Below are 24,071 nucleotides of genomic sequence, written 5' to 3'. Positions count from 1 at the left end.
GCCTCCTCTCAGAACCGGAAATACAGGAAGGGGTTGTAGCTGCCGTCCACCAGATAGGCCGTGCAGACCACCAGGGAAAGGCCCATGAGCACCGGGGTGGCCAGCTGTTCTGCCTGCCGGGGCAGCTTCGCCCACAGCCGCTGGCCCAGAGCGGTGGAAGCCAGCACCAGTACCGCCAGTGTCACGGCGTAGCTCCGCAGCCGGAACAGGTCCGCCCCGCTCCAGAGCGGCGCACCGCCGAAACAGGCGGCAAGGTAGTCCCCGCACACGCCCAGGTCCACCATGGCAAAGAGGCCCCAGCCCACGAACACCACGATGAGGGTGTAGAGGTGCTTGAGGATCGCCGGGGTCTTCTCCAGTACGCCCCGAAGGACGTACCGCTCCAAGATCAGCCAGGCGGCGAAGTACAGTCCCCACAGGATGAAATTCCAGCTGGCCCCGTGCCAGAAGCCCGTGCAGAACCAGACGATCAGGAGGTTCCGGATGGTCCTGGCGGTGCCGCCCCGGTTGCCTCCCAGGGGGATATACAAATAGTCCCGGAACCAGGAGGTCAGGGACATGTGCCACCGCCGCCAGAAGGTGCCCACGGAGTCGGCGCAGTAGGGGTGGTCAAAGTTCTCGTTGAACCGGAAGCCGAAGATCCGCCCCAGGCCGATGGCCATGTCGGAGTAGCCGGAGAAATCGAAGTAGATCTGGAAGCCATAGGCGGCGAGGCCCAGCCAGCCCCCCAGCACCGTCAGCGTCCCGGCCCCCTGAGCGGCGAGGCAGTCCTCCCACAGGGCGCCGATGGAGTTGGCCAGCAGCACCTTCTTGGCAAGTCCCACGCAGAACCGCCGGGCCCCCAGAGCGAAGTTCTCCGACGTGTGGAGCCGGTGCCGCAGGTCCGCTGCCACCGTCTTGTACTGGACGATGGGTCCGGCGATCAACTGGGGGAACATGGTGACGAAGGCGCCGAAGTCCACCATGTTGCGCTGGACCGGTGCGTCCTTCCGGTACACGTCGATGGTATAGCTCATGGTCTGGAAGGTATAGAAAGAGATGCCGATGGGCAGCGGGATGCCCAGCTGGGGCAGATCAATGCCCGGGATCAAGGACAGATTGGCTGCGATGAAGTCCCAGTACTTGAAAAAGCCCAGCAGAGCCAGGTTGAAGATCACCGACTGGGCCACGAACCACCGGGCCTTTTTGTCGTCGCTGCGGAACTTCTCCACCAGCAGACCGTGGGTGTAGTCGATGATGATGGAGAGGAACATGATGACAATGTACACCGGTTCTCCCCAGCCGTAGAAGAGCAGGCTCACCACCAGCAGCACGAAGTTCCGCCACCTCAGCGGCGAGAGAAAGTACACCAGCAGCGTCAGCGGCAGGTAGAGAAATAAAAATGTCAGGCTGCTGAAGACCACCGGCGCCCCTCCCCTCTTCTCCGTTTCACACAGCCAGCCGCGGCGGTGCCGCGGCTGGCTGCCTCCTTACGCAAAGAGCGCATTGAACTGCTCCGCGATCTCCTCCTGATGGTCTGCCGTGGCAATCATGGCCACATAGGTTCCATTCTGGACTACCTGTGCGTTGGACCAGGTCTCCATGGACTCCGGATACCAGGCGCCGCCCTCTGCCTGGGCGTCCACCCGGTCCTGCAGGATGGAGGCGGCGGTGGCAGCGTCCTCCTCCGTCCCGCACTCCGCCAGCACGATCTCATTCACCACGGCGCTGATCATGGGGGCTTTGGCGATCAGCTGCTTGGTGGCCACATCGGCCAGGCCGGGATAGGAGCCCTCCAGCATGTCGCCCTCCAAGTTCATCATCATGATGTCCTCTTCGCCGCTGGAGGCGGCGTCCTCCGCCCAGCCGTACTCCTCCGCCAGGGTGTTGTAAAAGGCCGTCAGATCCACAGTCTTGTCCGTAGTCTTGCCGCCGCAGGCGGTCAGCAGGCCCATCGTCAGCAGCGCCGACAGCGCCAGGGTCAAAAATTTCTTCATGGTGTATTGATTTCCTTTCTGAATGTTCTCGGGGAATACAGACGGACCTCTCCGCTGAAAAGTTCCCTCTCACCGCCAGTATTTCCAATTTTTTTTCTTTTACCATCCCATCCGCCCTGCCCTTGCAATTCTCCGCCGGAGGCGGTATCATGGCTCTATCACAAGGAAAAAGGCGGGAGATCACAATGTACAGTTTCCGAAACGATTACAGCGAGGGCGCCCATCCCAAGGTCCTCCAGGCCCTGGCGGACACCAACCTCCGGCAGACCGTGGGCTACGGCATGGATCCCTGCTGCCAAGCCGCGGCGGATACCATCCGCCGCCTCTGCGCCGCGCCGGATGCGGCGGTTCACTTCCTGGTGGGCGGGACGCAGGTGAACCTCGTCACCATCGACGCGTTTTTGCAGTCCTATGAGGCGGTGGTTGCCGCCCAGACCGGCCACGTCAGCACCCATGAGACCGGCGCCATCGAGGCCACCGGACACAAGGTCTGCACCGTGGAGAGTCCCGACGGCAAGCTGACCCCAGCCCTGGTCGAGTCCGTTCTGGCGGGCCACAACGGCACGGAGCACATGGTGCTGCCCCGAATGGTGTACATCTCCGACACCACGGAGATCGGCACGGTCTACACCCGGGCGGAGCTGGCCGCCCTGCGGCAGTGCTGCGATGTTCACGGCCTGTTCCTCTATCTGGACGGCGCCCGGCTGGGCTCCGCCCTCACCTCCCCCGACAACGACCTGACATTGCCGGAGCTGGCCGCCCTCACCCACGCCTTCACCATCGGCGGCACGAAAAACGGCGCCCTCTTCGGGGAGGCGCTGGTGCTCACCCGTCCCATGCCTCACTTCCGCTGGCACATGAAGCAGCGGGGCGCCGTGCTGGCCAAGGGCCGGCTGCTGGGACTCCAGTTCCAGGCCCTGCTGGAGGACGGGCTCTACTTCGACCTGGCCCGCCGCGCCAACGAGCTGGCCTTCCGGCTCCGGGACGGTGTCGCGGCCCTGGGATATCCCTTCCCGGTGGCCTCCCCCTCCAATCAGCAGTTCCCGGTACTGCCCAATGAGACGGTGGCAAAGCTCCAGGAGATGGGCTATGAATTTGAGACCGACCACCCGGTGGATGCGAACCACACCTGCATCCGTCTGGTGACCAGCTGGGCCACGCCGGAGACGGCGGTGGAGGACTTCCTCAGGGACCTGGCCGGGTGCTGAACATCCAAGGGACCGCCAAACAGGCGGTCCCTTTTTGTGTGGTGCTTCCCGCTCTGCTGGCCCATGGGAGCTGTCAAACTCTCTCGTACTTTTGTTCGATTTCTGCTTGACAGAAACGTTTGTTCGAGTTACAATGCAATTAGAACAAAAGTTCGATCAAGGAGGTTTTTTCCATGAGCGGCTGGACTTTCTTTTTTATTCTGGTAGGCGTGGTCTTTCTGACCTCTCAGCTCTTCCGGGTCATCGACGCCATCGAGCGTCCCAACCGGCGGCATGACCGGCGGCGGACAGCCCTGCGGTGAGATGGACGTTCTGGAAAAGCTCACCATCCTGACGGACGCGGCCAAATACGATGCGGCCTGCACCTCCAGCGGTGGGAACCGGAGGGCCAAGGCGGGGTATATCGGCAATACCACCTCCTCTATCGCCGGGTGCTGCCACTCCTTCTCCGCCGACGGGCGATGCGTGACCCTTTTGAAGGTGCTGATGACCAACCGGTGCGTGTATGACTGCAAATACTGCGTCAACCGCCGCAGCAATGAGGCGAAGCGGGCCATGTTCACCCCGGAGGAGCTGGCGGACCTCACCATCCAGTTCTACCGCCGGAACTACATCGAGGGGCTGTTCCTCTCCTCCGGCGTGTACCGCTCCCCGGATTATACCACGGAACTGATGATCCGGGCGCTGCGGATCTTGCGGGAAGAGTACCGCTTCAACGGCTACATCCACGCCAAGGCCATCCCCGGCACGGCTCCGGAGCTGGTGGAGCAGATGGGGTTCCTGGCGGACCGGCTCAGCGTCAATATCGAGCTGCCGTCAGAGGCGGGACTTCGGACCCTGGCCCCGGACAAGACGAAGCAGGCCATCCTGGCTCCCATGGGGCAGATTCGGGTGCGGGGACAGCAGAGCCGGGAGGAGCTGGTGAAGTACCGCCACGCCCCCAGGTTCGCCCCTGCCGGGCAGAGCACCCAGTTGATCGTGGGGGCCACGGCGGACACGGACTTCCACATCCTGCGGCTGACCCAGGGGCTGTATGACCGCTACCAACTCAAACGGGTGTTCTACTCCGCCTACGTGCCGGTGGTGGAGCACGCCCTGTTGCCCGCCAAGGACACGAAGCCGCCCCTGCTGCGGGAGCACCGGCTGTATCAGGCGGACTGGCTGCTGCGGTTTTACGGCTTCCGGGCGGAGGAGCTGCTGGATGCAAGCCATCCGGACTTCAACCCCCAGGTGGATCCCAAGTGCAGTTGGGCCCTCCGGCACCTGGACTTCTTCCCGGTGGAGGTGAACCGGGCGGACTACGAGGCCCTGCTGCGGATCCCCGGCGTGGGCGTGGTCTCCGCCAAGCGCATTCTGGTGTCCCGCCGGGCCCGGAAGCTGCGGATCGAGGATCTGCCCAAGCTGGGGGTGGTGATGAAGCGGGCCCAGTATTTTCTCACCGCCTCCGGCCGCATGGCGGACGGCCTGCGGTTCACGCCGGACAGCCTGCTGCGGAATCTGATCGCGGCGGAGCGGCCCTCCCTGCCCCAACCGGAGCTGGAGCAGATGTCCCTGTTTGCCCCTGTGTGAGGGAGGTTCCCCATGACCGAGATGATTTATGAATACGACGGCAGCTTTGAGGGATTCCTCACCTGCATCTTTGAGAGCTACGCCCAAAAAGAAGTCCTCACCGCCATCAGCTGCGGTGAGGACATTCCATTCACGTTGTTCCCTGTGCGGACCGTCCTGACGGACCGGGACCACGCCGCACGGGTATATCGGAAGGTGGTCAAGCTGTCGCCGGAGGCGGCGGACCTGCTGCGCCGCGGCTTTCTCACCTGCCTGCCGGACCGGGAAATGCACCTGTACCGTCTGGTGGTGAAGCTGCTGGAGGAGGGGCCCCGGTTCCTCCGGGACCTGTCCGATGAGACGCTGTATCCCATTCTGCGGGCGGTGCGCCACCTGAACGGTGAGGTCCACCAGTACAAGGGCTTCGTCCGCTTCTCCGACCTGGGGGGCGTACTGGGGGGCGAAATCGAGCCGAAAAACCGGGTCCTGCCCCTGCTGCGCCGTCACTTCTGCGACCGCTACCGGAACGAACGGTTCTTCCTCTACGACCGTACCCACCAGGAGGCCCTGTTCTACGCCGAGGGCCGCTCTGCCGTCCGGCCCCTGGAGCACTTCCAGATGGCCCCGCCAGACGAGGCGGAGGCCCGCTACCGCCTGCTGTGGAAGCGATTCTACGACACCATCGCCATCCGGGAGCGGGAAAACCCCCGCTGCCGCATGACCCACATGCCCAAGCGGTACTGGGGCACCATGACGGAATTCCAGGGGGAAGCGCATTTCAGAGCGAGAGGAACTCCCGCAGCCGTTTCAGGCCCCGGCGCTCCAGCCGGGATACCTGCACCTGAGACACCCCCAGGATCCGGGCAGTCTGTTCCTGGGTCAGTCCCTTGAAGTAGCGGAGAAGAATGGTCATCCGCTCCTTCTCCGGCAGCTGATCGATGGACTCCCGCAGGGCGATCCGCTCCACCATGCCCTCCTCCGGGGCGTCCGTGCCCAGCATCCCCTCCAGGGTGAGGCCGTCTGCGGTCTCCCGCTGGAGGGACTCCGGCGTGTCCGTGGCGATCTCCACCTGGGCGATCTCCTCCGGCGTCAGGCCGGAGGCCTCGGAGAGCTCGCTGAGCACCGGCTCCCGGCCCAGCTCCTGCCGCAGCCGCTCCCGAATGGTGTAAAGTGTTTGAGCCTGCTCCCGCATGGTGCGCCCCACTTTTACCGCGCCGTCGTCCCGGAGAAAGCGACGAATCTCCCCGGCGATTTTGGGCACGGCGTAGGTGGAGAAGCAGGTGCCGTAGTCAAAGTCGAATCCCTGCACCGCCTTCAGAAACCCCAGGCACCCCAGCTGGTACAGGTCCTCCGGGTCCACGCCCCGGCCGTAATACCGCCGCACCACGCTCCAGATCAGGCCGTTGTTCTCAATCACCGCCTGCTCGCAGGCATCCCGGTCCCCCTCCTGGGCCGCCCGCAGCAGCTCCAGCGTGGCGCTCATTTTGTGCCCTGCATCCGGGGTGCCAGCCGCTTGCGCATCACCACGGTGGTGCCCCGGCCCGGCGTGGAGCGGACCACCAGCCTGTCCATAAAGCTCTCCATAATGGTGAAGCCCATACCGCTGCGCTCCTCCCCGCCGGTGGTGAACATGGGCTGGCGGGCCTTCTCGATGTCCGGGATGCCCCTGCCGTGGTCCCGCACCGTCACCTCCAGCACCTGGTCCGGGCAGATGCGGACTTTCACCACCACCTGGCCGATGGAATCCGGATAGGCGTGGACGATGGCGTTGGTCACCGCCTCGCTGACGGCGGTCTTGATGTCCTCCAGCTCGTTGAGGGTGGGATCCATCTGGGCGGCGAAACAGGACACGGCTGCCCGGGCGAACCCCTCGTTGCTGCTGCGGCTGGGAAATGCCAGCGTGACTTCGTTGTTGGCCTTGGTCTTCATGGTATGTACTCCCCCTTTTATCGTATCGTCACCAGCCGGCCGATGCCGGCGGCATCCAGGACCCGCCGTGCCTGCTGAGGCACGTTCCGCACCAGCAGGCTCCCGTCCAGCAGCTGCATCCGCTGCTGGGCCCGCAGGATCAGCGCGATGCCGGAGCTGTCCATGAACGTCACGCCCGCCAGGTCCAGCACCAGTTTTTTCGGCAGCGCCGCGTCGATGGACAGCTCCAGCTCCCGGAGGGCGTTCCGGGCCCCGTGGTGGTCCAGCTCCCCCTTCATCTCCAGCAGCAGATTCCGGTCCGCGCTTGTGGCTTCGATCTCCATAAAGTTCCCTTCTTCCTTGTCGTTTGTGTACCAAGATACAGGGTACCCCGTTTTTCCTCCCATTATAAGGAAACGGCCCATTCTTTTTTGTCGGAATCACACCCCGCCGCAAAATCTTCCCATTTCTCCGCTTGCATCGGCACCTGCGGCGGGGTATCATGAAGGTATCTCAAGGGAAAGGCAGGCATATACATGAAAATTTTGCTGATTAATGGCAGCTCCCGGCCCAACGGCTGCACCTACACAGCCCTGCGGGAGATCGCTGATACGCTGGAATCCGGCGGCGCGGAGACGGAAATCCTCTTTCTGGGCAGCGGCCCCGTCCGGGACTGCACCGCCTGCCGGACCTGTCAGAAGACGCCGGGCCGCTGCGTGTTCGATGACGATATGGTGAACCCAATCATTGAGAAGGCCCGGGAGGCGGACGGCTTCGTGTTCGGTACGCCGGTCTATTACGCCCACCCCTCCGGCCGCATCCTCTCCGTGCTGGACCGGGTGTTCTACGCCGGAAAAGACGCCTTCGCCCACAAGCCCGGCGCGGCTGTTGCCTCCGCCCGCAGGGCGGGCACTACGGCCTCTGTAGATGTGCTGGACAAATATTTCACCATCGCCCAGATGCCGGTAGTTTCCTCTACCTACTGGAACATGGTCCACGGCAACACGCCGGAGGAGGTGCGCCAGGACGCGGAGGGAATGCAGACCATGCGGAATTTGGCCCGAAACCTGCTCTGGATGGTCCAGTGCATCCAGGCGGGAAAGGCCGCTGGACTCCAGCCGCCCCAGGCGGAGAGCGAGGCCCGGACCAACTTCATCCGCTGAAGCGCGAAAGCCCCCGGAGGGGATTTCCCTCCGGGGGCTTTGCTGTATTTAGGGCTCTTTCATGTTTGCTCCCACACCATGGGCGTGTATCGGATGCCGTCCGGGGACAGCTGTTCCTCTGCCGTGGGAGAAAAGCCCAGATGGCGGTAGACCTCCACTGCATAGGGGGAGCTGTGAACCGTGATCCGCCCGCGGCCGCCCTCCGCCAGATATGCCTGGAACAGGAGGCGGCCGATGCCCTGGCGGTGAAACGCCGGGTCTACGAAAAACAGGGCGATGTGGCTCCCCTCCGCCGCCAGGACTCCCATAGGCCGGCTCCCTTCCCAGGCAGCAAATACTGTTAAGGAATTTACCTGTTCAGCATTTGCAAGATAGGCATCAAATGCTTCCACGCCCTCCGGCGGATACTCCGGCGCCTCAAATTCAAGGAACACCCGCCGGCACAGGTCCATGGCCGCCGGAAGCTCGCCACCCTGTATGCGTCGAATCTCCATCGCACACCTCATTCCCCCAGAAGGGGCCGTACCCGGTCCAGCGCCTCCGGCGCCGACGGCTTGATGCCGATCACAGGTACGGTCAGCCCTGCCGACTCCAGTGCCGCCCGGAGAGATGCGATAAACACGCCCCGGCCGGGCAGTTCCCGGTCCTGGTCCGAGGTGGTGTTCACCCCGCAGCAGGGGGAGCGGTCCACACCTACGATGCCCAGCACGGCAAATCCGTGCTTCTGGTACTCCCGAATCTGCCAAACAACCTGATCCGTCAGCTCCCGCAGCCGGGCAGATGCCTCCGGCTGGCCCATGGCCCGGCGGATGCGGGTGTTCTCCGCCACCACCGGCCGCTCCCCGCCTTTGGGGTCTCCACGATCCAGCCCCAGGCAGCACAGCTCCGGGCACGGCAGCTGCACCACGCCTACCCGGGCATCCAGGACTGTCCGTAGAATCTCCCGGTGGGCGGCAGGCACCTCCGCCGTGCCGTCGGAAATGGCGTTCTGATTCAGCAGGCAGTGGGCCAGAAACACCACACGCCTGCTCCTTCCGTCGGTAAACATCCCGTCTCTCCTTTCATCGGCGGGGACTTCCCCTTTCTCAGCCTCTCAGACATCTCAGCGCAGACAGCCGGTGACGAACTTCAAGGGCACCTCCATCCGCGCGGCGATCTGCTCCGGCGTCATGCCCTGGTCCCGGAACCGACGGCAGACGGACTTCATATTCTCACCCACCTCAATGATGTGGCGGTCCGGGTCATAGAGCCGCACCACCCGCTGCCCCCAGCGATGCTCCAGGGGCAGGCGGACGTACACCACATCCGCGCACCCAACCAGGTGCGCCAGGAAGCCGTCGAAGTCGTCCTCCTCAAAGTAGACCTCGCTGTCATTTGCACCAAAGCGGATCTCCTCCGCCTCTTTTCCAAGGAAATCCGTCCAGGTATCCAGTGTTTGGAGGCACAGGCCGCCGGTGAGGGTCACGTTGGCACCGAAATCCATCACCACATGAAGCCCCAGGACCTCCCGGTAAAAGGTCTTGGACCGCTCCATGTCCCGGACTGCCAGCAGGGGATTTTTCAGCTTCACAAGATCAGCCCTTTCTTGAAACGGATTGTGCTGCCGGGCCTGACGGCCGTCTGGACAGCACCCTTGCTCTATGATAAAATTGAAAAAACCATACAGGGAGGATTCTGCGATGGCAATCACTGTCAATATCTATTACACGGGCAACCGCGGAGCTGCCCGGAAATTCGCAGAGGAGATGACACCCACCACGCCTCCCCCATGATGGCGCAGATCGCCCGGCTTCGGGAGCAGTACGACCTGCACATGCGGGTGGAGCGATATCTGTCCGATGAGACGCCAACAACCTCTCAGGATGAGGCGTTTATCCGCAGATAACTGCAACCCCCGACTGCAAGAAAGGGGCGGCGGTCAGAGCCGGGCCTTTGGTCCGGGCTCTGACCGCCGCCCCTGCATTCTGTTTTGGAACGTGGGGGGTTACGTTCTCCTTCAGCCGGGACTTACGCCTGCATGGCCTTGGCGGATTCCTCCAGCTTGGCGATCAGCTCTTTGTACTTGGCGGCCTTCTCCCGCTCGGCGTTCACCACCGCCTCCGGGGCCCGGGAGACGAACTTCTCGTTGGAGAGCTTCTGCTCGACGCCCCGCAGGCCGTTCTGGGCTTTCTCGATCTCCTTGCGGATCCGCTCCAGCTCCGCGGCGATGTCCACCAGCTCACTGAGGGGCAGATAAGCCGTGGCATTGTGGGTGACGGCAGTCACCATGCCGGACACATCCGCCGGGGCGGCGTCCGCGAACTTCACCTCACTGGCATAAGCCAGCCGCTGGATGAAGTGCCTGCCCTGGGCGTAGACGTCCGGGGTGGCGGTGACGATCAGCACCTCCGCCTTCCGGGAAGGGGGCACGTTCATCTCCGCCCGGCGGGCCCGGATGGCCTTGATGGTGTCCATGACGGCCTCCATTGCGGCTTCTTCCTCTGGGAAGGCCAGGTCCGCCCGGTACTCAGGCCACCGGGAGGTCATGATGAATTGTTCCTCGTGGGGCAGGGCCTGATAGATCTCCTCCGTGATGAAAGGCATGAAGGGGTGCAGCAGCTTCAAAAGCTCCGTCAGCACAAAGCAGAGCACATTCTGGGCCGCCAGCTTGGCCCCCTCGTCCTCTCCCTGGAGGCGGGTCTTGGTGAGCTCGATATACCAGTCGCAGTAGGTATCCCACAGGAAGTCGTAGACCTTGGCGGAGGCCACGCCGATCTCGTAGGCGTCCAGGTTCTCCGTGACCTCCTTCACCAGGGTGTTCAGCTTGGAGAGGACCCACTTGTCCTCCGGCGCCAGGGCGTCCGCCGCAGGGAGTTCACACTTGTCGATGGTGAGGTTCATCATCACGAACCGGCTGGCGTTCCAGATCTTGTTGGCGAAGTTCCGCATGGCCTCGCACTTCTCGGTGTAGAACCGGGTGTCGTTGCCCGGGGAGTTGCCGGTGATGAGGTTGAAGCGCAGCGCGTCGGCGCCATACTTCTCCGCCATCTCCAGCGGATCGATGCCGTTGCCCAGGGACTTGGACATCTTGCGGCCCTTGTCGTCCCGCACCAGGCCGTGGATCAGCACGGTGTGGAAGGGGATCTGGTGCATCTGCTCACAGCCGGAGAAGATCATCCGGGCCACCCAGAAGAAGATGATGTCATAGCCGGTGACCATGACGCTGGTGGGATAGTAGAAGTCCAGATCAGCGGTCTTTTCCGGCCAGCCCAGGGTGGAGAAGGGCCACAGGGCGCTGGAGAACCAGGTGTCCAGCACGTCCGGGTCCCGGGTCAGATGGGTGAAGCCGCACTTTTCGCACTTGGTGGGGTCCTCCCGGGAGACGTTGATGTGGCCGCAGTCGTCGCAGGTCCAGGCGGGGATCTGGTGGCCCCACCACAGCTGGCGGGAGATGCACCAGTCATGGACGTTCTCCATCCAGTTGGTGTAGGTCTTGGCGAACCGCTCGGGCACGAACTTCACCTCGCCCTCCCGGACCACCCGCAGGGCCTCCTTGGCCAGGGGCTCCATCTTCACGAACCACTGGGCGGAGATCAGGGGCTCCACGTCATTGTGACAGCGGTAGCAGGTGCCCACATTGTGGTTGTAGGGCTCGGTCTTGACGAGATAGCCCTGCTCCTCCAGGTCCTTGACGATCTGCTTGCGGCACTCGTACCGGTCCATCCCATTGTAGGGGCCGCCGTTCTCGTTGATCCTGCCGTCGTCGCCGATGCAGCGGATGACCTCCAGGTTATGGCGCAGGCCCACCTCGAAGTCGTTGGGGTCATGGGCGGGAGTCATCTTCACGGCGCCGGTGCCGAAGCCCAGCTCCACGTAGTCGTCCGCCACAATGGGGATCTCCCGGTTCATGATGGGCAGGATGCAGGTCTTGCCCACCAGATCACGGAACCGCTCGTCCTCCGGATTCACAGCCACGCCGGTGTCGCCCATCATGGTCTCGGGACGGGTGGTGGCCACCACCAGATCGCCGCTGCCGTCGGCCAGGGGATAGCGGATATACCACAGGTGGCCGGGCTTGTCCACATACTCCACCTCGGCGTCGGACAGGGCGGTGATGCAGTGGGGGCACCAGTTGATGATGCGGCTTCCCTTGTAGATCAGGCCCTTGTCATACAGCTCGCAGAAGGTCTCCCGCACAGCCTTGGAGCAGCCCTCATCCATGGTGAAGCGGGAGCGGCTCCAGTCGCAGGAGACGCCCATCTTCTTCTGCTGCTCCACGATGCGGTTGCCATACTCCTCCTTCCACTTCCACACCCGCTGGAGGAACTTCTCCCGGCCCAGATCATAGCGGGTCAGGCCCTCCTTGACGCGCAGTTCCTCCTCCACCTTGATCTGAGTGGCGATGCCGGCATGGTCGGTGCCGGGGACCCACAGCGTGGAGTAGCCCTGCATCCGCTTGAAGCGGGTCAGGATGTCCTGCAATGTGCAGTCCAGGGCGTGGCCCATGTGGAGCTGGCCCGTGACGTTGGGTGGCGGCATGACGATGGAGAAGGGCTTCTTCTTGGGATCCGGATCCCCGTTAAAGCAGTCGTTGTCCTCCCACATCTGGTAGATGCGGGACTCCACCTGTTGGGGTTCATACACCTTGGGCAGTTCTTTCATCATACGTTCGATCTCTCCTATTCTCTGAACTTTCGTCCTTTTTGTCATGACTGGGGCGCCGGTCCGCACCGCCCTGCCGTTCGCCAGATCGCAGCTCAGCTCCAGCAGAATGCTTTATGCGCGCTTACACAGCAAAAACGCCCTGGGCCTTTCGGCTCAGGGCGAACAAATGTCCGTGGTACCACCTGGATTCGGGAAAACCCGCACTCTGCGGCGCATTTGCGCCTGCCCTGTCAACGGTGGGCCTCCGCCGGGGCTTACTGATGCTTCGGCTCCGGTGCTCCGGGACGACTTCTCCGGCGGCTTTGGGAGAACTCACACCAACCGTTCTCTCTCTTGGCCGCTGCCCACCGGATACTGCTTCCCTTCCTCGCAATTTGCCATATTTTATTTTAGTATAGTATACCCCGGTTCGATTGTCAAGCGTCAGCTCAGCCGCAGGATCTCCTTCTTCAGCCGGGAGATGATGCGCTTTTCCAGCCGGGAGATGTAGCTCTGCGAGATGCCCAGCTGGTCCGCCACCTCTTTCTGGGTCTGCTCTTTTCCGCCCCCCAGGCCGAACCGCAGCGTGATGATCTGCTTTTCCCGGGGCGAGAGAACGTTGATGGCCGCCGCCAGCAGGTCCCGCTCCACATCCTCTTCGATGGGGCGCATCACCACGTCCGCCTCAGTCCCCAGCACGTCGGAGAGCAGCAGCTCATTGCCGTCCCAGTCGGTGTTCAGCGGCTCGTCGAAGGACACCTCCCCCTTCCGCCCGGCATTTTTGCGCAGGTACATCAAAATCTCGTTCTCGATGCACCGGGAGGCATAGGTGGCCAGCTTGATGTTCTTGTCCGTCCGGTAGGTGCCCACCGCCTTGATGAGCCCGATGGTGCCGATGGAAATCAGGTCCTCGATCCCCACTCCCGTGTTCTCGAACCGCCGGGCAATGTACACCACCAGCCGCAGATTATGTTCGATCAGCTCCTTGCGGGCGTCCTCCTCCCCGATGCGCTCCAGCAGCTCCGCCTCCCGCTCCCGGCTCAGGGGCGGTGGCAGGGTGTCGCTGCCCCCGATGTAGTGCAGCTCCGCCGGCGGCAGCAGCCCCACCCGCACCAGCAGCCGCCGCCATTGTTTCATCCAGTCCTTCATGGTTTCTTCTCCTTCCAGCCGCGCCGCCCCACAGGGCGCTGTATCCCGTCCCCAGCTCTGTGGGGGAAAAGGCAACCGGCAGTCCGGCATGCCGCTCCCCCGCCACCTCCGTCCAGTCGCTGCGCACCGCCAGCAGCAGTCCGCCCGCCACTCCCACCGCGTGGTAGGGGATCAGACGGAACCGCAGCTCCGGCGCCGCCCGCATCATGGGCTCCAGCAGCTCTGCGGGACGCTCCAGCGATCCGCGGTCCAGCAGAGAGCGGACCTCTCTTGGAAGCGCGCCGTCCAGCCGTCCCGGAGCCACCACCAGCACCGGCGCTCCGGAGACCGGATCCCGCAGGGCGTTTCCCGTGTCGCAGAAAGCGGTAAACGCCGTGGTCCGCCCGGCCAGACACACCTGTGCCCGCACCAGCTCGCCCCGGACGCCCTTTCCCGCCGCCGCACGAAACACCACTGTCAGCACCAGATAGGCCGCGGCCGCAGCGGTCAGCAGCACCTTTGCATCCACGTCCGTGTAGAACACGCCGTTCACCATCGGCACGCCGCCCCCCGCCACTAGGCCCAGGGCCAGCACGCACCCGGCCATGGCACAGGAGACGGCGAACAGCAGCAGCGTCAGCCGCAGCAGCTTTGCCTCTCCTCCATAGGCCGCCAGCGCCAGCAGTATGCCTGCCGCCAGCTTCACCGGCGTTGCGGAGAGAAAGCCTAGCCCCGGCAGAAATACCGCCACGGCATAGGCGCCCCCCAGCAGGCCCGCCAGAAGGTAGCGTCTCCGCCGGAGGGGAATGCCCGCCAGACGCGCGGCGCAGAGCACCAGCAGATAGTCCATCAGCGCGTTCAGCACAAACACGCTGTCCACATACACCACGGTCAAGCGCTCCGCCTCCCTTCCGTTCCGTGGGACTATTATAGGGCAGACCGCAGAGAAATACGGTCGCAAAAGGGGGACGCGCCCTGTAAAAAGGTGCGTCCCCCCGGCAGCCGATTGGGGCCGCAGCACAAATGCTGCGGCTCCGGCGGCATGGAAATACTGTGATGGGAAATAACTTTACAGCAATGATAAATACGGAACAATCAGCGATGCCAGCATGGAAATCACCAGAATGACCACCAGGATCGCGGCAAACAGTCTGTGCTTGTTGCTCACTTGTTTCCCTCCTCCGTCAGGATCTTGCGGATGCTCTTTTCCGCCTTGCTGCGGGGCAGCATCAGCTCATGCCCGCAGCCCAGGCACTTGAGCTTGATGTCCATGCCCACCCGCAGAATCTCCCACTGGGTGCTGCCGCAGGGATGGGCTTTCTTCAGCTCCACTTTGTCATGCAGATGCAGGTCCATATTGGCCTCCTTGTCAAAGCAGCCTCCCGGGCTGCATATAGTAACGGTATGGAACAACACGCCGCCGTTGCGGCAGATAGGATGCGATTACAATATGCCGGAAAACAAGCTGTATCCGCCGGAGGGCCTGCGCCCTCCCTCTTCTTTCACGCTCCAGAGCCTGCGGGAGGCCATGGAGCAGAACACGGTGCTGGAGGATCGGGTCCTCCGGTGTGATGCCGGACACAACCTGCTTCTCTCCCTGGGAGGCATCCAGGCCCGCATTCCCCGGGAGGAGGTCCTCTCCCCCTGGATCAGCGGGGCCCAGCGGGACATCGCCGTCCTCTCCCGGGTGGGAAAGCCCGCCTGTTTTCTCGTGACGGCCCTCCGGGCCGATGAAAAGGGCGCGCCCACGGCACTGCTCTCCCGCCGGGCCGTTCAGGAGCGGGCCATGGACTTCTTCCTGGAGCACCTGCGCCCAGGCTCCGTGGTCACTGCGGTGGTGACGCATCTGGAGTCCTTCGGCGCCTTTTTGGATATCGGCTGCGGCATCGTGGCTATGCTGCCCATCGAGCACATCTCCGTCTCCCGCATTTCCCATCCGAAGGAGCGGTTCCGGCCCGGGCAGAAGATTCTGGCAGCCGTCCGGTCCATAGACCGGGAGAAGCGCCGGATCACCATGACTCACAAGGAGCTGCTGGGCACCTGGATGGAGAATGCCAGCTGGTTTCATCCCGGCGAGACAGTCCGGGGCGAGGTCCGCAGCGTGAAGGAGTACGGCAGCTTCATCGAGCTGGCCCCCAACCTCTCCGGCCTGGCAGACGCCCGAGAGGACCTGCGCCCGGGGGACGGCGTCTCTGTCTACATCAAGTCCATCCGTCCGGAGCGGATGAAGATCAAGCTCCAGGTGATCGAAAAGCTGCCGCCCTTGGCAGAGCCGGAGCCGCTGCGCTATCAGATCACCGACGGGGTACTGGACCGGTGGGTCTACTCCCCTGCCGGGTATGAGAAGCCGGCCGTGGAGACGGTGTTCACGGCTGAGGACCCTTGATCTCGTCCCAGTAGTGCTTGGCGGCCTGCTCCGTCTTGTTATCGCCGTATTCGTAGTAATGGACACCCTTCAGGACATCGGGCAGATACTGCTGCTGTACCCAGTGGCGGGGAAAGTCGTGGGGGTACAGGTAGCCCTGCTCCCGCTCCATACCGGCGGAGTCCGCGTGAACGTTCTGCAGTTCCCGGGGCACGTCCCCGGTGCGGCCTGCCCTCACGTCTGCCCAGGCCCTGCCGATACCGGCTGTCACGCTGTTGGACTTGGGGGCCGTGGCCAGCAGGATAGCCGCCTGGGCCAGGGGCAGCTGGGCCTCCGGCAGCCCCAGCTGCATGGCAGTATCCACACATGCCTTCACAATGGAGACCGCCTGGGGGTACGCCATCCCCACATCCTCGCTGGCGGAGCACAGCAGCCGCCGGCAGGGGGTGATGAGGTCCCCCGCCTCCAGAAAGCGGGCCAGGTAGTGGAGCGCCGCATCCGGGTCGCTGCCCCGGAGGGACTTCATCAGGGCGGAGGCGGCGTCGTACATGGCGTCGCCGCCTCTGTCGTACCGCATGGCGCTGCGCTGGGCCACCTGCTCCACGTCGTCCAGGGTCAGCATCAGCTTCCCATCTCTGGGCATGGCTGCCCGGCACAGAAGTTCCACCGCATTGATGGCCTTGCGGACGTCGCCGCCGCAAGCGGTGGCGATCTGCCGGGGCACATCCTGCTCCCAGTCCAGGGGCAGAGGCGAACGGTCCTGCTCGATCTTCAGTGCCCGCAGGACAGCGGGTTCCACCTCCTCCGGCGACACGGCCTTGAACTCAAACACCGTGCTGCGGGACAGCAGGGCTCCGTACACATAAAAGTACGGGTTCTCCGTGGTGGAGGCGATGAGGGTCAAAGAGCCGTTCTCCATGAATTCCAGCAGGCTCTGCTGCTGCTTCTTATTGAAGTACTGAATCTCGTCCAGGTACAGCAGAATGCCCCCTGGGGCCAGCAGCGTCCCCACGTCGGCAATGATGTCCTTCACGTCCTGCAAGGATGCGGTGGTGGCGTTGAGCCGGTGGAGGGTCTTATTGGTCTGCCGGGCGATGATGTTGGCGATGGTGGTCTTTCCGGTGCCGGAGGGGCCGTAGAACACCATATTCGCCTCCGTGCCGCTGTCGATCAGCCGCCGGAGCACGGCGCCGGGGGAGAGCAGATGCCGCTGGCCCACCACCTCGTCCAATGTTTTGGGGCGGATCTCATCCGCAAGAGGCCGCTGCATGGCGGCACCCCCTTCCCTGTTGATCTCGGAACATTCATTATAGCATGGCCCATTGGAAATTTCCACCGGGAAAACGCCAAAAAGCCGGGAAGACAGTCCGTCCTCCCGGCTTTCGGCCTGTAAACTCAGCCCACGGTCTTCCAGTGCTTGTCCACGTGGTTCAAAATCTCGCAGCCGTCCTCCGTCACCAGCACTAGGTCCTCCACCCGGACACCGAATTCGCCGGGCAGATACACGCCGGGCTCAATGGAGAAGATCATACCCGGCTTGGCCAGGGTGGTGTTGGTGGCGCTGACGTCGCCCTTCTCATGCTCCGTCTGGCCGATGAAGTGGCCCAGCCGGTGGGTGAAGTATTCTCCGTATCCGGCGGCGGAGATGTGGTCCCGTGCGGCCTTGTCCAGGTCGCACAGGGGTACGCCGGGCCGCAGCATGGACTCCGCCAGCTCGTTGGCCTCCCGCACCAGGTCGTGGATGGCGGCGTACTTGGGATCCGCCGCCCTGCAGAAGAAGGTCCGGGTCATGTCGGAGCAGTAGCGGTTCTTCCGGCAGCCCATGTCGATGACGATGCAGTCCCCAGCCTTCAGGCGGGTCTGGTCCGCCTCGTGGTGGGGGTCCGCGGCGTGGGCGCCGTAGGAGACGATGGGCAGGAACGCAGTGGAGTCACAGCCCTCGGCAGCGTACTGGGCCACGATGTAGTCGGCCACCTCCCGCTCGGTCATGCCCTCTTTCATGTAGGCGGCAGCCCGCTCCATCACCACGTCGTTGATGCGGGAGGCCTCCCGCATCAGGTCCCGCTCCACCGCGTCCTTGCAGGCCCGGGCGTCGTCCACGCAGTCGGAGGCCAGCACATACTTGCAGCTGGGATTGTGGGCCATCAGGGGCAGCAGAAACCGGGCGGGCCAGTCCTTGTCCACGCCCATGTCCTTTTCCCCGTCCACGGCATTTGCCAGAATGGCGAGATAGTCGTCCGTGTCGGAGAACCACACCTGCTCATAGGGTGCCTCCGGCACCGGGAACAGTTTGTTCAGAAATAACTTGTGCTGTCCGTCCTTCCGCAGGTAAAAGGCGTACAGCCGTTCAAACGGGAACACATCGTACCCTGTCAGATACCAGATGCTGTCCGGATCGGACACGAGCATCTGCTCCAGGCCCATCCGTTCCATGGCGGCCAGTACGCGGCTGATTCGCTCCTGATACATGATGTCACCCCTCTTTTTTTCCGATAATGGTCTCCACCAGCTCCGGAGAGACCAGAGCCTTTACGGTCTTGACGCCGGTTTTCAGGGACTCTACCGGCGCATACTCGTACCGGCCGTGGGCGTTGTGGCCCGCGCTGGGCAGGTTGGGGCACAGCAGGCCCTTGTAGGTCAGCACACTGCCGTCAGTGCCGCCCCGGATGGGAGAATGGGTGGGGTGCTCAATGCCGGCGGCCTTCATGGCGGACTCTGCCAGCTCCAGAATCTCCATGTGGTCCTTCAGCACCTCGTACATATTGTAGTACTGGTCGTGGGTGTCCACCACCGCGGTGCCGTCGCCCCAGCGGCGGTTGATCTGCTCCGCGGCCTTGTCCATCATGGCCTTGCGCTCCTGAAACCGCTTCATGTCGTGGTCCCGGACGATATACTCCATCGTGGCCTTCTCCGCCTTGCCGTGCATCTCCTGCAGATGGAAGAAGCCCTCGTACCCCTCCGTGTGGGCGGGGGTCTCCAGCGCCGGCAGCAGGGCGTTGTACTCCATGGCGATCAACAGGGCGTTGCGCATCTTGTCCTTGGAGGTGCCCGGGTGGATGCTGAAGCCGTTGATGGTCACCACGGTCTTGGCGGCGTTGAAGGTCTCGTACTCATAGTCGGTGATATCGCCGCCGTCCAGGGTATAGGCAAAGTCCGCGCCGAAGCCGGATACATCGAAGAAGCTGGCGCCCATGCCGATCTCCTCGTCCGGGGTGAAGCCCAGGCAGATTTTGCCGTGGGGAGCCTTCTCTGCCAGCAGCTCCTCCACCGCCTGGAGGATGATGGCGATGCCCGCCTTGTCATCCGCCCCCAGCAGGGTGGTGCCATCGGTGCAGACCAGCTCCTGACCCACGAATTTCTGCAGCTCCGGGAACTGGGCGGCCTCCATGACGATGTTCTGCTCCCGGTTCAGCACCACGTCCCCGCCGGTGTAGTGGATGATCTGGGGTTTCACGTCCTTGCCGGTCATGTCCGGGGTGGTGTCCATGTGGGCGATCAGGCCGATGGCGGGCAGCTGTTCGCACCCCGGCGTGGCATCCAGGGTGGCGTAGACGTAGCACTTGTCATCGTACCGGGCGTTTTCGATGCCAAGGCCGTGGAGCTCCTCTACCAGCAGCTTGGCCATGTCGAACTGGCGGTCCGTGCTGGGGGTGACAGTGCGGCCGGCGTGGTAGTCACTCTCGCTGTACACCTTGGCGTAGCGGATCAGGCGGTCAACAACGGTATCCATGTTCTAGATTCCTCCTTATTCTTCCTTGGAGAGCAGATTCTCCGGATTCAGGCATTTCAATTCGTCCAGCACGAAGAGGCCGTCCTTGCGGATCAGCACGTCATCGAACCAGATCTCGCCCCCGCCGTACTCCGGCGTCTGGATCTGGATCAGGTCCCAATGGACGGCGGAATGGTTGCCGTTGGAGGCATTGTCGTAGCTGTTGCCGGGGGTCAGGTGGAAGCTGCCGGCGATCTTCTCGTCGAACAGAATGTCCCCGATGGGGTGGTTGATCTCCGGGTTCACACCGAAGGCGAACTCGCCGATGTACCGGGCGCCCTCGTCGATGTCCAGGATCTCGTTCATATAGTCCGTGTTGTTGCTGGTGGCCTTGACGATCTTGCCATCCTTGAACTCCAGATACACGTCCCGGAACAAAAAGCCGTCATAGGGGGACGGCACGTTGTAGGTGATGTGCCCGTTGACGGAGTTCTTCACGGGCGAGGTGTAGATCTCACCGTCGGGGATGTTCCGGTTGCCGTGCATCCCGAAGCTGGGGATGCCCTTGATGGAGAAGGAGATGTCTGTGCCGGGAGCGACGATACGGACCTTGTCGGTCCTGGCCATCAGGTCCTGGAGGGGCTGCATGGCCCGGCCCATCTTGTCGTAGTCCACAAGGCAGGCCCGGAAATAGAAGTCCTCATACTCTTCCGTGGAAACGCCCGCCAGCTGGGCCATAGCGTCGTTGGGATACCGGAGCACAGACCACTTGGTATGGTTGCATCGCTCCGCCAGATGGATGGGGCCCCAGTAATACTGGCGGTAACGCTTCTGGGCCTCGTCGCTGACGTTGTGCCACATGCTGATATTGGTGGTGGCCCGGATGTCGATATAGGCGTCCATGTCCCGCATCCGCTCCAGCTCGTAGGAGGCGATCTCCTCCATGTGCTCCGCGTCGGCTCCCTGGACCAGGGCACCTTCTACGGCGTAGTCGAAGATGTGGACAAAGGGCTTGCCGCCCACAGCATAGGCTTCCTGGACCAGGGACTTCATCAATCCGGTCTCACTGCCGTGGAGCTCAATCAGGATCTTCTCGCCCTTCTCCAGGCCCACAGCGCTGCGGATCAGGAACTGGGCGAATTTGCGGATACGGGGATCTTCCATGGTGGTTCCTCTCTTTCCTTTCAGTCCTTGCGCGTCACCGCACAGAAAAAACGGGGCAGAAGAGCATCTCTTCTGCCCCGCCTGGAATCAGTTGTCCTGGTACAGGGCTTCCAGAGACCGCTTGGGATCGTTGCAGCGGGTCACGGCGCTGACGATCAGTATGGCAATCACCGAGGCAGGCACCGCCACAATGGCGCACTGGATGCCGTAGGGCGTGCCCATCAGCGTCCAGATGATCGTGACCAGACCGCCCACCAGGATACCGGCCATGCCGCCGGCGGGCGTCACCTTCTTGGAGAAGAGGGCGAACAGGATCGCCGGGGTGATGGCGGCGCCGTACATGGTGTAGGCCGTCATCTGCAGGGACAGCACAGTGGGGAAATACAGCGTCAGCGCCACAGCGATGAAGCTGAACACAATGATGGTACCCCGGAGGACCAGCATCTTCTGCTTGTCGGTGGCATCCTTGCGGATGTACTTTACATAGATGTCGTTGGTCAGGTTGGTGGCAGAGGAGAGCAGATAGCTGTCCGCCGTGGTGACGATGAAGGCCATGCAGGCGCACATCACCAGCGCACCGAAGGCCAGAGGCAGGTAGTCCACCGCTACCTGGAAGATCACATTGGAGGGAACGTCCAGGGTGGGATACAGCTTGGCTGCCTGGGTGACTACCAGGACAATGCTGATGATGACCAGGATCTCGCCGATGAACATGCCGATGTTGGACTTCTTGGCCTCGTCGCTGTTTTTGGCAGAGGCGAACCGCTGCAGCATGTTCTGGTCGCCCAGCATCAGGGCCAGGGAGGGCAGGAAGTAGCCCAGCAGCTCCCAGCCGGACATACCGCCGGTAATGGTCATCTTCTCCGGAGGCAGAGTGGCGCCCTGAGAGTTGGCCACGCCGATCAGGAAGGGAATCGCCAGGAAGAAGCCGCCGATCATCAGCAGGGCGCTGATGGCGTCGGAATAGGCCACAGACACCAGACCGCCGCCCACGGTGATGATGGCGATCAGGGCTGTGCAGATGGTCAGGGCCAAGCCGTGGGAGATCTCAATCCCGCTGGAAGCGCACAGCAGCACGATGATGTCCGCCGCAGCCTTCAGCTGGGTGGCCAGCACGCCCACATAGGCCAGCATGACGCACAGGGCGGCGATGATGCTGGCGGCCTTGCCGTAACGGGCGCCCATGATCTCCGGCACCGTGACCTTGTTGGACTTGCGGACCTTGCCGGCGATGAAATACAGCAGGATGATGCCGATGGGCGGCGCCGCAAAGGTGATGAGACCCACCCAGGGGCCGCCGGTGTACACCACGCTGGCGGAGCCGGTGATTCCGCCGCCGCCGCACCAAGTAGCAAGCAGTGTGCCCACCAGGATGATGAAGGGGATCCGGTGGCCGCCGGTCACCATGTCATCCGAGGTCTTGACTTTCTTCCGGGCCACGATCAGCCCGAAGATCGTGAGCAGCACCAGATAGGCGCTGATCGCAACAATGTAAGTCATATATTCTCCTTCTCCTCACACAATAGAATAATAAAGAGATTTTACTCTTTCAGGGGAATAATGTCAAGTTGTATCCCGTCCGGCGTATGCGCCGGCATCCGGACGCGGCAATTTTTCTCTGGCTTTTTGTCGAAATCTGTGGTATCCTGTCCCCGAGGTGAGCGACATGACATCCAAGGCTGCGGTGAACCGCATCATTGAGACACTGAAGGGCATTTACCCGGACGGGCTGTGCTCCTTACAATATAAAAAGGACTACGAGTTGCTGTTTGCGGTGCGCCTGTCCGCCCAGTGCACAGACGAGCGGGTGAACAAGGTGACCCCGGCGCTGTACGCCCGCTTCCCTACCCTGGAAAGTTTTGCCGAGGCGGATCCGGCGGAGGTGGGAGAATACATCCACTCCTGCGGCTTTTACAACGGCAAGGCCCGGGACATCGTGGCCTGTGCCCAGAAGCTGGTGAATGAATACGGCGGCAGAGTCCCCGGCACCATGGAAGAACTGACCGGCCTTCCCGGCGTGGGGCGCAAGACCGCCAATCTGATTCTGGGGGACGTGTTCGGCCAGCCCGCCTATGTCTGCGACACCCACTGCATCCGCATCACGGGACGGCTGGGGATCACCGACGGCTCCAAGGATCCCCTTCAGGTGGAGCGGCAGCTGCGGGAGCGGATCCCTCCCAAGGAGTCCAACAACTTCTGCCACCGGATGGTGCTCTTCGGCCGGGATACCTGCACCGCCCGCTCCCCCAAGTGCGAGGGCTGCCCCCTGGCAAAGGACTGCGACACCGCCAAAGCCGCCAGACGGGGCTGACAGCATTGGAATCACTCTGGAACTTCACGTGTCTGCGCAATGCGCAGGCACGTTTTTTTGTCTTCCCTCATATACTGAGATGAAATCCATCCGACAGACGGCACAAGGAGGCACTATGGACGAACAGACGGCCCGTATGATCCAACAGCTGAAAAGCAACCCCGCCATGCTCCAGGCGCTGATGCAGTCCCGGGACGGGCAGGCGCTGATGCAGATGCTCTCCGGGGGAGACCGTGGAGCATCTCTCCAGCGGGCGGCCCAGTCCGCCGCCAAGGGCAACCCGGCGGAGATGGTCCGCATGGTGAACCAGCTGATGCAGAGCCCGGACGGCGCAGCTTTGATCGACCGCATCAACAAGACCATGAACGGCCGGTAACGGCAAGTACAGAAAGGGGGCGGACCGGCGGTGGCGGAATTCGACGATAAACTGAACAGCATTCTCTCCAACCCGGACGCCATGGCACAGATCATGCAACTGGCCCAGTCTCTCTCCGGTGGGACCGGAGGAAACAACGCCGCCAATGCGCCGCCCCCTCCCCCGTCCCAGCCGGGCGGTTCTTCTCCCGGCTGGGGCCAGCAGCCGCAGACTCCGCCGCCATCCGGCGGCGATCCTCTCTCCGCCCTGGCCGGTGGGCTGGATCCGCAGCTGCTCCTGCGGTTCCTGCCCCTGATCCAGGAGCTGGGAGGAGCACGGGACTCCAACGCCCGGCAGCTGCTGTACGCACTGCGGCCCTATCTCAAGCCGGAGCGGCAGGAGAAGGTGGAACGGGCTCTCCAGCTGGCGCGCCTGTTCCACCTGGGCCGGAAATTTCTGGCTGGATGGGAGGGGTGAGACATGTATAACCGCTACATCCGCAACGACCAGGGCACCTACACCCGTATCCCGGAGGAGGAGCCCCGGCATACACAGGGCGGCACCTCCCCTTCCGGTCAGCCGGAACACCCGCCATCCGGCGGCGGGCAGCAGC

25 protein-coding genes, 1 pseudogene and 1 other annotated feature are annotated in these 24,071 nt (G+C 63.0%); of the genes and pseudogenes, 9 read left to right on the top strand and 17 right to left on the bottom strand.

What is annotated here, in order from left to right:
* Positions 1 to 8: 8 nt before the first annotated feature.
* Positions 9 to 1,403, bottom strand: a complete 1,395-nt coding sequence (locus tag HMPREF1546_RS09600) for an MBOAT family protein (protein WP_021750660.1) — start codon at positions 1,401 to 1,403, stop codon at positions 9 to 11.
* A 66-nt stretch (positions 1,404 to 1,469) separates the two neighbouring features.
* The gene (locus HMPREF1546_RS09595; protein WP_021750661.1) at positions 1,470 to 1,976 is read right to left on the bottom strand and encodes a DUF4358 domain-containing protein; all 507 of its coding nucleotides are present in this window, start codon (positions 1,974 to 1,976) and stop codon (positions 1,470 to 1,472) included.
* A gap of 185 nt (positions 1,977 to 2,161) precedes the next feature.
* Between HMPREF1546_RS09595 and HMPREF1546_RS09590 the strand changes: the two genes are divergently transcribed.
* The 4 genes from HMPREF1546_RS09590 (at position 2,162) to HMPREF1546_RS09580 (ending at position 5,623) form a co-directional block, all read left to right on the top strand.
* On the top strand, positions 2,162 to 3,184 hold the full coding sequence (locus HMPREF1546_RS09590) for a low specificity L-threonine aldolase (protein WP_036631050.1): 1,023 nt from the start codon (positions 2,162 to 2,164) through the stop codon (positions 3,182 to 3,184).
* Between the two features lie 173 nt (positions 3,185 to 3,357).
* Complete coding sequence (locus HMPREF1546_RS19625; RefSeq protein ID WP_256264507.1) at positions 3,358 to 3,486, top strand: hypothetical protein; 129 nt, start codon at positions 3,358 to 3,360, stop codon at positions 3,484 to 3,486.
* Between the two features lies 1 nt (position 3,487).
* The gene (locus tag HMPREF1546_RS09585; protein WP_025544243.1) at positions 3,488 to 4,753 is read left to right on the top strand and encodes a putative DNA modification/repair radical SAM protein; all 1,266 of its coding nucleotides are present in this window, start codon (positions 3,488 to 3,490) and stop codon (positions 4,751 to 4,753) included.
* A gap of 12 nt (positions 4,754 to 4,765) precedes the next feature.
* Positions 4,766 to 5,623 (top strand): TIGR03915 family putative DNA repair protein, encoded by an 858-nt coding sequence (locus HMPREF1546_RS09580; protein ID WP_036631052.1) that lies wholly within the window; start codon positions 4,766 to 4,768, stop codon positions 5,621 to 5,623.
* Here HMPREF1546_RS09580 and HMPREF1546_RS09575 read toward each other — a convergent pair.
* The 3 genes from HMPREF1546_RS09575 to HMPREF1546_RS09565 are packed head-to-tail and all read right to left on the bottom strand — an operon-like array spanning position 5,511 to position 6,984.
* Positions 5,511 to 6,215 carry a sigma-70 family RNA polymerase sigma factor gene (locus HMPREF1546_RS09575; protein ID WP_021750665.1) on the bottom strand — a complete coding sequence of 235 codons (705 nt, stop codon included), beginning with the start codon at positions 6,213 to 6,215 and terminating at the stop codon, positions 5,511 to 5,513. The two genes, HMPREF1546_RS09580 and HMPREF1546_RS09575, sit on opposite strands and share 113 nt — an antisense overlap.
* Positions 6,212 to 6,661, bottom strand: a complete 450-nt coding sequence (gene spoIIAB / locus HMPREF1546_RS09570; protein WP_021750666.1) for an anti-sigma F factor — start codon at positions 6,659 to 6,661, stop codon at positions 6,212 to 6,214. The genes HMPREF1546_RS09575 and spoIIAB overlap by 4 nt, the downstream gene beginning before the upstream one ends.
* Before the next feature lie 17 nt (positions 6,662 to 6,678).
* Positions 6,679 to 6,984 (bottom strand): STAS domain-containing protein, encoded by a 306-nt coding sequence (locus HMPREF1546_RS09565; protein ID WP_025544241.1) that lies wholly within the window; start codon positions 6,982 to 6,984, stop codon positions 6,679 to 6,681.
* Between the two features lie 192 nt (positions 6,985 to 7,176).
* Between HMPREF1546_RS09565 and HMPREF1546_RS09560 the strand changes: the two genes are divergently transcribed.
* Positions 7,177 to 7,803: a flavodoxin family protein gene (locus tag HMPREF1546_RS09560; protein ID WP_021750669.1), complete on the top strand. Its 627-nt coding sequence runs from the start codon at positions 7,177 to 7,179 to the stop codon at positions 7,801 to 7,803.
* A gap of 59 nt (positions 7,804 to 7,862) precedes the next feature.
* On the opposite strand, the gene HMPREF1546_RS09555 is transcribed toward HMPREF1546_RS09560, so the two are convergent.
* From HMPREF1546_RS09555 to HMPREF1546_RS09530, 7 genes and pseudogenes are all read right to left on the bottom strand, one after another.
* Positions 7,863 to 8,297: a GNAT family N-acetyltransferase gene (locus HMPREF1546_RS09555; RefSeq protein WP_036631053.1), complete on the bottom strand. Its 435-nt coding sequence runs from the start codon at positions 8,295 to 8,297 to the stop codon at positions 7,863 to 7,865.
* An 8-nt stretch (positions 8,298 to 8,305) separates the two neighbouring features.
* Positions 8,306 to 8,851: a CD3072 family TudS-related putative desulfidase gene (locus HMPREF1546_RS09550; protein ID WP_021750671.1), complete on the bottom strand. Its 546-nt coding sequence runs from the start codon at positions 8,849 to 8,851 to the stop codon at positions 8,306 to 8,308.
* Positions 8,852 to 8,905: 54 nt separating this feature from the next.
* Positions 8,906 to 9,373: a VOC family protein gene (locus HMPREF1546_RS09545; protein WP_036631054.1), complete on the bottom strand. Its 468-nt coding sequence runs from the start codon at positions 9,371 to 9,373 to the stop codon at positions 8,906 to 8,908.
* Between the two features lie 437 nt (positions 9,374 to 9,810).
* Complete coding sequence (locus HMPREF1546_RS09540) at positions 9,811 to 12,447, bottom strand: valine--tRNA ligase (RefSeq protein WP_036631055.1); 2,637 nt, start codon at positions 12,445 to 12,447, stop codon at positions 9,811 to 9,813.
* A gap of 151 nt (positions 12,448 to 12,598) precedes the next feature.
* Positions 12,599 to 12,824: a binding site (T-box leader), on the bottom strand.
* 46 nt (positions 12,825 to 12,870) lie between these two features.
* A complete protein-coding gene (gene sigE, locus HMPREF1546_RS09535; RefSeq protein WP_197714239.1) occupies positions 12,871 to 13,575 on the bottom strand; it encodes an RNA polymerase sporulation sigma factor SigE in 705 nt (234 codons plus the stop codon).
* Between the two features lie 61 nt (positions 13,576 to 13,636).
* Positions 13,637 to 14,434: pseudogene (locus HMPREF1546_RS19620) on the bottom strand (sigma-E processing peptidase SpoIIGA); the annotation flags it as partial.
* A 284-nt stretch (positions 14,435 to 14,718) separates the two neighbouring features.
* Positions 14,719 to 14,910, bottom strand: coding sequence for a DUF951 domain-containing protein (locus HMPREF1546_RS09530; RefSeq protein WP_021750676.1), 192 nt, complete (start codon positions 14,908 to 14,910; stop codon positions 14,719 to 14,721).
* A gap of 94 nt (positions 14,911 to 15,004) precedes the next feature.
* Here HMPREF1546_RS09530 and HMPREF1546_RS09525 point away from each other — a divergent pair, with 94 nt between their 5' ends.
* A complete protein-coding gene (locus HMPREF1546_RS09525) occupies positions 15,005 to 15,940 on the top strand; it encodes a S1 RNA-binding domain-containing protein (RefSeq protein ID WP_021750677.1) in 936 nt (311 codons plus the stop codon).
* Here the strand turns inward: HMPREF1546_RS09525 and HMPREF1546_RS09520 are convergent.
* The 5 genes from HMPREF1546_RS09520 to HMPREF1546_RS09500 form a co-directional block, all read right to left on the bottom strand.
* Positions 15,921 to 17,189 carry a replication-associated recombination protein A gene (locus tag HMPREF1546_RS09520; protein ID WP_021750678.1) on the bottom strand — a complete coding sequence of 423 codons (1,269 nt, stop codon included), beginning with the start codon at positions 17,187 to 17,189 and terminating at the stop codon, positions 15,921 to 15,923. The genes HMPREF1546_RS09525 and HMPREF1546_RS09520 overlap by 20 nt on opposite strands.
* A gap of 125 nt (positions 17,190 to 17,314) precedes the next feature.
* Positions 17,315 to 18,388: a Xaa-Pro peptidase family protein gene (locus HMPREF1546_RS09515; RefSeq protein ID WP_021750679.1), complete on the bottom strand. Its 1,074-nt coding sequence runs from the start codon at positions 18,386 to 18,388 to the stop codon at positions 17,315 to 17,317.
* A gap of 4 nt (positions 18,389 to 18,392) precedes the next feature.
* Complete coding sequence (gene pepT / locus HMPREF1546_RS09510; protein ID WP_021750680.1) at positions 18,393 to 19,649, bottom strand: peptidase T; 1,257 nt, start codon at positions 19,647 to 19,649, stop codon at positions 18,393 to 18,395.
* A gap of 15 nt (positions 19,650 to 19,664) precedes the next feature.
* Positions 19,665 to 20,792 (bottom strand): aminopeptidase, encoded by a 1,128-nt coding sequence (locus HMPREF1546_RS09505; RefSeq protein WP_021750681.1) that lies wholly within the window; start codon positions 20,790 to 20,792, stop codon positions 19,665 to 19,667.
* A gap of 87 nt (positions 20,793 to 20,879) precedes the next feature.
* Positions 20,880 to 22,292, bottom strand: a complete 1,413-nt coding sequence (locus tag HMPREF1546_RS09500; protein WP_021750682.1) for a sodium:solute symporter — start codon at positions 22,290 to 22,292, stop codon at positions 20,880 to 20,882.
* A 166-nt stretch (positions 22,293 to 22,458) separates the two neighbouring features.
* On the opposite strand from HMPREF1546_RS09500, the gene nth reads away from it, so the two are divergent.
* From nth to HMPREF1546_RS09485, 3 genes are all read left to right on the top strand, one after another.
* Complete coding sequence (nth, locus tag HMPREF1546_RS09495) at positions 22,459 to 23,103, top strand: endonuclease III (protein WP_021750684.1); 645 nt, start codon at positions 22,459 to 22,461, stop codon at positions 23,101 to 23,103.
* 115 nt (positions 23,104 to 23,218) lie between these two features.
* Positions 23,219 to 23,479 carry a hypothetical protein gene (locus tag HMPREF1546_RS09490; RefSeq protein ID WP_025544228.1) on the top strand — a complete coding sequence of 87 codons (261 nt, stop codon included), beginning with the start codon at positions 23,219 to 23,221 and terminating at the stop codon, positions 23,477 to 23,479.
* A gap of 30 nt (positions 23,480 to 23,509) precedes the next feature.
* A complete protein-coding gene (locus HMPREF1546_RS09485) occupies positions 23,510 to 23,935 on the top strand; it encodes a hypothetical protein (RefSeq protein WP_021750686.1) in 426 nt (141 codons plus the stop codon).
* Positions 23,936 to 24,071 lie beyond the last annotated feature (136 nt).

Origin of the sequence: Oscillibacter sp. KLE 1745 (genome assembly GCF_000469445.2) — a bacterium.
In the GTDB taxonomy this organism is placed as follows: Bacteria; Bacillota; Clostridia; order Oscillospirales; family Oscillospiraceae; genus Oscillibacter; species Oscillibacter welbionis.
Note: the sequence above shows the minus strand (reverse complement) of the source record. Positions and strands in the feature narration are given on the sequence as shown.